Consider the following 8016-nt stretch of genomic DNA (forward strand, 5'->3'; position numbering starts at 1 on the left):
ACGGCGCGGTCGGCCCCCGGCACGTCGAGATCCAGCACCGGCGCGGCGACGATGTCGATGCCGGCGGCGCCGGTGGTCAGCGCGATGGCGGTGGCATTGGCGCGCACCGCCTCCTCCGCCGCTGCCATGTCCAGCGCCGCCAGCGCGCCGAAGCGGCCGGCGGCCGGGAAGGTCGGCCAATGCGGCGGCCGCAGCCGGGCGACGCGCCCGCCCTCCTGGTCGATCATCACCGGCGCAGAGCGACCGACCGCGTCGCGCAGATCCGCGACCAGGGCCTTGAGCTGGTCCGGCGTCTCGCAGTTGCGGCGGAACAGGATGAAGCCGAGCGGGTCGGCGTCGCGGAAGAAGGACCGCTCCTCAGCCGCCAGAACGGGGCCGGCACAGCCGAACAGGATCGCCTGAGGCATCAACAGGGCTCGAAATCAGCGGGGAACGACGAGACAGCCGGTCTTCTCGGTGGCCAGGGCCTCGCACAGCCGCGTCGCCGTTGCCTGGTCGAGCGGCACGGCCTGGACGCGATAGCCCAGCCGGGTCGCGGCCGAGACCTGCGGCGCGGCCAGCTGCAGCGCGCCGAGCAGCTCGGGATAGCGGCGCTGGAAGCGGGCCCATTCGGCCTGCGCCTCCTCCGGCGAGGTCACGGCGGCGATCTGCGCGGCAAAGCGGCCATTCGGCACGGCGACGATTGCCGGCATCGACGGCACGGCCGCCACCTGGGCCGGCGCGTGGGTGTCCGGGTTGATCCAGCCATCGGCGGCGGCCGGGTTGTTCAGCAGCGCCGCGATCGGATCGTCCGGCTGGGCCGCTTGCGGTGCAGGCGCGGCGGGGACCGGCGCCGCCGGGACGATTGGCGCGGCAGGGATCGACGGCGCCAGCGCGGCGGTCTGGACAGGGGCCGGATCGACAACGGGTGCCGGTTCGGGATTGACGGCTGGGGCTGCGGCCGCCGGCTCGGGCTGCGGCGCCGGCTGGACAGGTTCGGGCGTGGGAGCCGCGACAGCCTGGCCCGGCCGGGCCAAAAGAATCTCCACCACCCCAGCGCCGGGCGAGGCCGCCGGCAACGGCAGGCGCCAGCCGCGCTGGTCGGTTCCGGCCTGCACGGGGCGCGGCATCGGCTGCTCCGGCGGCGGCAGCACGGTGGCGACGTTGGTCGGCGCCTGCTTGCGGCCGAGATCCTGCAGCACCAGCCGGTCCTGGTTGGGGATGTCGATGCCGCCCGGCTGCTCGGGCCGGGTGCGGAACTCGGTGCGGTCGGCGCGGATGATCGGCACCCCACCTTCCATCGTCACCGAGCCGCCGGAAGTGTAGGTCGAGATGAGGATGCCGGCGAACAGCAGGACCACGACCAGGATGACCCCGGCCGGGACGATGATGCGCCAGGGCAGCACCGTCGAAACCGGCCTGAGCTGGACCGTGGGATGACCCGCGGCGGGTGCGGTGACGGGCAGCGCATGCGGTGCCTCCACCCAATGTCCGTCCGGTGCGAGTCGCAGTTGCGTGGCGGTGTCGACCATCCTATCCCCCGACTGATTCGGAATCGTACCCCGAATTGCAGAATCGGGCGATAAGAAATTGATTCAGCGATGAATCAATCTCTCAGAGCTACCCCTACCTGTCATTGCCGGGCCTGACCCGGCAATCCAGAAGGTGTCGACATTCTCTGGATGCCCGGGTCAGGCCCGGGCATGACAGCAGAAGAGACGTCCGTCTAGCAGTTTAGATCGGCCGGTCCAGGGCAAACAGGCGCTGGTGCTCGAGCAGGGCGTAGCGGTCGGTCATGCCGGCGATGTAATCGGCCACCAGCCGCGGCAGTCCAGAGGGGCCTGCGGCATCGGCCTGTCGGCGCCAGTCGGTCGGCAGGGTGTTCGGCTCAGCGGTGAACAGGCCAAACAGATCGCGCACCACCCGCCGCGCCTTGCTGGTCTCGCGGTTGACCAGATAGTGCCGGTAGACCTCGCGGAACATGAAGCCGCGGACCACGGCGAGATCGGCGGCGACACTGTCGGAGAAGGCGATCACCGGCAGCGGCGCCGCCCGGATCGCCTCGACCGAGACCGGCGCCAGCTCCGACAGCCGGCGGCGCGATTCCGCCAGCAGGTCGGTGACCATCTGGTCGATCACCCGCCGCACCGTCTCATGGATCAGCCGGCGGCGCGGCAGGCCGGGGTGGTGGGCCTCGACCTCGGCCAGCACCGGCCCGACCAGCGGCAGGCGGCGCAGCACGTCGACATCCAGAAGGCCGGCCCGGACCGCGTCGTCGATGTCGTGGTTGGTGTAGGCGATGTCGTCGGCCAGCGCCGCCACCTGCGCCTCCGGCCCCGGCTGGGAGGCGAGGTCGAGGTCCCAGGTGGCACGGAAGGCGTCGATCGTGGCCGGCAACCGGCCACCGGGCGGCAGCGGCAGCAGCGGGCCGTTGTGCTTGACCACGCCCTCCAGCGTCTCCCAGGTCAGGTTCAGCCCGTCGAAACCGGCGTAGCGCTGCTCCAGCGCCGTCAGGATGCGCAGCGTCTGGTCGTTGTGGTGGAAGCCGCCATGGCCGGCCATCGCCGCGTGCAGCGCGTCCTCGCCGGCATGGCCGAAGGGAGTGTGGCCGAGGTCGTGCGCCAGGGCCACCGCCTCGCCCAGATCCTCGTCCAGCCCCAGCGCCCGGCAGATGGTGCGGGCGATCTGCGCCACCTCCAGCGTGTGGGTCAGCCGGGTCCGGTAGTAGTCGCCCTCGTGATAGATGAAGACCTGGGTCTTGTACTGCAGCTTGCGGAAGGCCGAGGAATGGACGATGCGGTCGCGGTCGCGCTGGAAGGGCGAGCGCATGCCGCTGTCCGGCTCGGCATGAAGCCGGCCGCGGCTGCGGTCCGGAGCGGTGGCATAGACGGCGGTCATCGACGGGCAAGCTAACCACCCTCTGCGGGGCTGGCAATCGCGGCGGGTGCTTTGCAGACGGCGTCGGGCTGCCTACATTGGGGAGGACCGGTTTCGACCACCCGTTTCACCGATGGATCTGTCATGCCCGACGATGGCCGCATCCTGAGCCTGACTGAAAGCGCCGCCCGGCGGATCGCCGAGCTGCGCAAGGCCGAGCACAATGAGGCGCTGATGCTGCGCATCGCCGTCTCCGGCGGCGGCTGCTCCGGCTTCCAGTACGGCTTCAGCTTCGACGACACGGTCAAGGACGACGACCTGACCTTCCGCCGCGACGACGTCACCGTGGTGGTCGACGACATGTCGCTCGACCTCCTGGCCGGCGCCGAGATCGACTATGTCGAGGAGCTGATCGGCGCGTCCTTCCAGGTGAAGAACCCGAACGCCTCATCCTCTTGCGGCTGCGGCACTTCCTTCGCAATCTGAGCGGCCGCGCCCGCCGGAGTCGGCAGCGCCCAGCCCCCGGAGGACAGCCATGCCCCCCACCCTGCCCGCCCCGTCTCCGATCCTCCGGGCGGAGGGCTGAGGCATGCGCATCGCCACCTGGAACGTCAATTCGGTCAAGGCCCGGCTGTCGAACGTGCTGGACTGGCTGCGCAGCGCCGAGCCCGATGTGGCGGTGCTGCAGGAGATCAAATGCGAGACCGACGCGTTCCCGCGCTTCGAGTTCGAGGCACTGGGCTATCGGCTGCTGGTGCACGGCCAGAAAAGCTATAACGGCGTCGCCCTGATCTCGAAGCACCCGATCGAGGACCCATTGACCGGGCTGGAGGGCGACGACGCCGACGCCCAGGCCCGCTATGTCGAGGGCACGGTCAAAGGCGTCCGCATCTGCGGCCTGTACCTGCCGAACGGCAACCCGGCCGGCACCGAGAAATACGACTACAAGCTGGCCTGGATGGACCGGCTGCGCCGCCGGGCCGGGACGCTGCTGGCCGCAGGCCGGCCCTTCGTCATGGGCGGCGACTTCAACGTCATCCCGGAGGAGCGCGACGCGGCCGACCCGCATGCCTGGGTGGGCGACGCGCTGTTCCTGCTGGAGACGCGGCGGCGCTACCGGGCGTTGCTCCATCTCGGCCTGACCGATTCGTGGCGGGCGCTGAACCCGACCGCGACCGGCTACAGCTTCTGGGACTATCAAGGCCAGGCCTGGCAGGCCGATAACGGGATCCGCATCGACCACCTGCTGGCCAGCCCGGAGCTGGCCGACCGGCTCGAAACCTGCATCATCGACCGCGAGCCGCGCGGCCGCGACAAGGCTTCGGACCATACGCCGGTGATCGCCACCGTTTCAGAGTAGGCGAGACCGCCGGCCCGCTGAATCTGGCCTGGTGATCATACGAATTCCCTCATAATGCGGCAAAAACCCTGCCTATAGTGGCGTGGGCCATACCACCCCGACGCCGCCCGCAGGAGGCGGCCGGGGGCGACAGGGAGTTCTGAACGGGGAATGTCGCTCGTCGTCATCTTGGATGACCGGCCCACCAACCGGAACATCTTCTCCAGGCTCGCCGCCTCGCTCGAGAGCCAGGTGACGGTGCAGGCCTTCGGCGATCCGCTGGAAGCGCTGGGCTGGCTGGCGGGTCACACCCCGGACTTGGTGATCGCCGACTACAAGATGCCGAACCTCGACGGTGCCGAGTTCACCCGCCGTCTGCGCGGCAACCCGCATGTGGCCGACGTGCCGGTGATCGTCATCACCGCCTATGATGACCGCAGCTTCCGCCTGCAGGCGCTGGAGGCCGGCGCCACCGACTTCCTGCAGAGCCCGGTCGACCATCACGAATTCGTGACCCGGGCCCGCAACCTGCTGCGGCTGCGCCGCCAGCAGCAGCGGGTCAAGCGCCGTGCCGCGACGCTGGAGCGCGAGCTGGAGCGCACCCGGCGCAGCCAGGAGGAGGCGCTGCGCAGCAGCCGCGACGCGCTGGCCCAGGTGATCGACACGCTGCCGGCGATGATCAGCGCCGCCGACCGCGACGGGCGCTGCGTCTTCGTCAACGCCTATCAGGCGGCGATCAGCGGCTCCACCACCGCCGCGCTGGTCGGCGAGGACGTCGCCGCCGTGTTCGGGGCGGAACGCGGCGCGCGCAGCCGGCAGATGGACCAACTGGTCTTCGCTTCGGGTGAGCCGCTGCCGAGCTATGAGGAGGTGGTCGAGCGCAGCGGCGTGCGGCAGGTGTTCCTGACCAGCAAGGCGCCGCTGCGGGGCGCCTCGAACGAGGTGGAGAGTGTGCTGACCACGGCGCTCGACATCACCGACCGCAAACTGGCCGAGGAGCATCTGCACCACCTAGCCAATCACGACGCGCTGACCGACCTGCCCAACCGGGTGCATCTCCTGAACCGAATCCGCCGGATCCTGGCCCGCGACCCCGACGCGCCTTTTGCCCTGCACTTCCTTGACCTAGATCGCTTCAAGTCGATCAACGACGCACTAGGCCACCATTTCGGCGACCAGATCCTGCAGGAAGTGGCGCGGCGGCTGAGCCTGACGGCGCGGCCGGGAGACATCGTCGCCCGGCTGGGCGGCGACGAGTTCGCGGTGCTGCAGCTGGGGCTGACCCGGAGCGAGGACGCGGCCGCGGCGGCAGCACAGATCCTGCAGGAGATCGCGCGGCCGCACATCCGCAACGACAGCACCGTGTCGCTGACCGCCAGCATCGGCATCACCTTGCATCCCCGCGACGGGAACGATCCCGACCAGCTGTTCCGCAATGCCGATCTGGCGATGTACCGGGCCAAGGCTGATGGCCCGGGGGAATACCGCTTCTTCGCCACCGAGCTGAACGCCAGCATCCAGGACGCGGTGATCCTGGAGACCGAGCTGCGAGCCGCGGTCGAGGCCGACCAGTTCGTGCTGCACTATCAGCCGCAGATCGATCTGCACAGCGGCCGGGTCGTCGCTGCCGAGGCCCTGATGCGCTGGCAGCACCCGACCCGCGGCCTGCTGCTGCCGGCGCAGTTCCTGCCGGCGGCGGAGGAGACCGGGCTGATCATCGCCATGAACACCTGGGCGCTGCGCGAAGCCTGCATGCAGGCCGCCGCCTGGGCCCGCGACGGGCTGGCGCTGCGCGTCGGCGTCAACCTGACCTCGCTGCAGTTCCGCAAGCAGGACATCGGACAGCTGATCCGGCAGACGCTGGAGGACAGCGGCCTCGCGCCTTCGACGCTGGAGCTGGAGCTGACCGAGGGCGTGCTGATGCAGAACGCGGAATCGGCGGCCAGCAAGATTCAGGAGCTCCGCGGCCTCGGCGTACGCTTCGCCATCGACGATTTCGGCACCGGCTACTCCTCGCTGAACTATCTCAAGATCTTCCCGGTCAACCGGCTGAAGATCGACCGCAGCTTCATCCGCAACCTGGAAACCAGCCCTGGGGATGCGGCGATCGTGCGCGCCATCACCAATCTCGGCCATGATCTCGGCCTGGACGTCACTGCAGAAGGGGTGGAAACTCCCGAGCAGCTCGAGACGGTCCGCATGCTGGGTTGCGATGAGGTTCAGGGATTTCACTTCGCCAGGCCGATGCCGAACGACCAGCTGCGGGATTTCGTCCGCGGTTGGCCGGCGGATCGACGGGTTTCATAGCTCCCCGGCCAGGATTTGACGGTTCGGTTTGCCCGGCCGGCGCCAGCGTGCCACCGGGACGGAGTGTTTGGGCGAATGACCGAAAAAAGGGAACAGGCGAGGCCAGGGTCTTGGCCCGGACGCATCGTGCGGCGCCTCCGGACCCGCCCGGACAGCGAGCACGAGATGCGGTTCAACGGCATCGCCCTCTCGACCCCGACCGCGATCTATCTGGCCGTCAGCGGTCAGTTCGCCGTCGGAGAGCTGGCTGTCTACATCGGCTATACCGGCTTCTGCCTGCTGATCTTCGCCCACATCCTGCGCCGGCCGCAGGCCTGCCACACGCGCCGGGGCGTCGCCATGATCGGCGACTTCACCGTGGTACTGAGCGAAATGCTGATCCGTGGGGAGGGCATGGCCTTCCTGTTCCCCCTGTTCATCTGGATCATTCTCGGCAACGGCTTCCGCTTCGGCATCCGCTATCTCGCGGCGGCGACCGCGGGAAGCCTCATAGCCTTCGGCGTGGTCATCGCCGTGACGCCATTCTGGCGGTCGCAGCCGTCGCTGTCGGCGGGGCTGTTGGGCGGGCTGTGCCTGGTCGCGCTCGCCGCTGCGCCGCTGATCCGCGGGCTGTCACAGGCCGAGCGGCGGGCCGAGACGGCCAGCCGCGAGAAGACCGTCCTCCTGGCCAATGTCGGGCACGAGTTGCGAACGCCGCTGACCGCCATCCTCGGCTCCGGATCGATGCTGCGGGATACCAAGCTCAATCCGGCGCAGCGCGAGATGACGGGTAATGTGGTGTCAGCGGGGCAGCGCCTGCTGGCGCTGGCCGACGACATCTCCGCCGCCTCGGGGGGTCTGGAGCTCCGATTCCCGCCGGCCGCGCCGCCACCCGGTCCCGGATCGGCCGCTAATCGGGCCGGGCGCAGCTGAATCTGGGCCTGGACGCGACCGCCGAAGGAGAGGAAAATCACGGACGGCTCAGAGACTCCGCAGGCTGATCTGTGGTGAGGTTCCGAGGTTTCGTTTCCTCAGATTGATATCGAACGACCGGCGGAGAGACTTCCCGGGGATCGGCCGGCCGACCAGCAGGTCTTTTGCCATCCCACCCGGTGTTCGGTATGGTCTCTGTCGGCAAGACGGCGCCGTCGGGCTGGAGTGGTTTTTGGAGATGACCGATAGAAAGCCGCAAATGGGACCAAAATCCCTGATCGCGCGCATCGTGCGGTGCCTCCGGGCCCGCCCGGACAGCGAGCACGAAATGCGGTTCAACGCCCTGGGCTTCGGCACCGCGATCCTGATCTACCTGCTGGCGACGGGCGGCAGCGATCGGCTCATCCTCGCCGTCCCGCCCGTCTATCTCGCCATCAACCTCGTCGTGCTCGGCCACATCCTGCGATATCCGGGCGTCTGTCGGCCGCGGCGGGTCTTCTCCATCGCCAGCGATGTCGCCGCCCTGTCCTGCGTCATGCATATCGGCGGCGAGACCACGGCCATCCTGTTCCCGCTCTATGTCTGGATCATCCTGGGCAACG

The 8016-nt window shown here is 69.1% G+C and carries 8 protein-coding genes; 5 read left to right on the top strand and 3 right to left on the bottom strand.

Annotated elements, in window-relative coordinates; all coding sequences use genetic code 11:
- The 3 genes from ABDW35_RS26660 to ABDW35_RS26670 form a co-directional block, all read right to left on the bottom strand.
- On the bottom strand, positions 1–407 hold a 407-nt coding region (locus tag ABDW35_RS26660), incomplete at its 3' end, for a glycoside hydrolase family 3 N-terminal domain-containing protein (protein WP_343716886.1).
- Positions 408–422: 15 nt separating this feature from the next.
- Entirely contained in the window at positions 423–1463 is a 1041-nt protein-coding gene (locus ABDW35_RS26665) for an SPOR domain-containing protein (RefSeq protein ID WP_343716887.1), read from the bottom strand.
- A gap of 250 nt (positions 1464–1713) precedes the next feature.
- Positions 1714–2877 (bottom strand): deoxyguanosinetriphosphate triphosphohydrolase, encoded by a 1164-nt coding sequence (locus tag ABDW35_RS26670; protein ID WP_343716888.1) that lies wholly within the window; start codon positions 2875–2877, stop codon positions 1714–1716.
- Positions 2878–3000: 123 nt separating this feature from the next.
- Between ABDW35_RS26670 and erpA the strand changes: the two genes are divergently transcribed.
- From erpA to ABDW35_RS26695, 5 genes are all read left to right on the top strand, one after another.
- The gene (gene erpA, locus ABDW35_RS26675; protein WP_034836348.1) at positions 3001–3342 is read left to right on the top strand and encodes an iron-sulfur cluster insertion protein ErpA; all 342 of its coding nucleotides are present in this window, start codon (positions 3001–3003) and stop codon (positions 3340–3342) included.
- Positions 3343–3445: 103 nt separating this feature from the next.
- Entirely contained in the window at positions 3446–4216 is a 771-nt protein-coding gene (gene xth, locus ABDW35_RS26680) for an exodeoxyribonuclease III (RefSeq protein WP_343716889.1), read from the top strand.
- 150 nt (positions 4217–4366) lie between these two features.
- A complete protein-coding gene (locus ABDW35_RS26685; protein WP_343716890.1) occupies positions 4367–6502 on the top strand; it encodes an EAL domain-containing protein in 2136 nt (711 codons plus the stop codon).
- Between the two features lie 126 nt (positions 6503–6628).
- Positions 6629–7414, top strand: a complete 786-nt coding sequence (locus ABDW35_RS26690; RefSeq protein ID WP_343716891.1) for a histidine kinase dimerization/phospho-acceptor domain-containing protein — start codon at positions 6629–6631, stop codon at positions 7412–7414.
- A 328-nt stretch (positions 7415–7742) separates the two neighbouring features.
- Positions 7743–8016 (top strand): hypothetical protein (locus tag ABDW35_RS26695; protein WP_343716892.1); only part of this gene is annotated, 274 nt, incomplete at its 3' end.

It is taken from the genome of Inquilinus sp. (assembly GCF_039594555.1).
In the GTDB taxonomy this organism is placed as follows: Bacteria; Pseudomonadota; Alphaproteobacteria; order DSM-16000; family Inquilinaceae; genus Inquilinus.

Coding starts and splice junctions, on each gene's coding strand:
- ABDW35_RS26685 (WP_343716890.1), top strand. CDS start 4,367: ATGTCGCTCGTCGTCATCTTGGATGACCGGCCCACCAACCGGAACATC.
- ABDW35_RS26670 (WP_343716888.1), bottom strand. CDS start 2,877: ATGACCGCCGTCTATGCCACCGCTCCGGACCGCAGCCGCGGCCGGCTT.
- erpA (WP_034836348.1), top strand. CDS start 3,001: ATGCCCGACGATGGCCGCATCCTGAGCCTGACTGAAAGCGCCGCCCGG.
- xth (WP_343716889.1), top strand. CDS start 3,446: ATGCGCATCGCCACCTGGAACGTCAATTCGGTCAAGGCCCGGCTGTCG.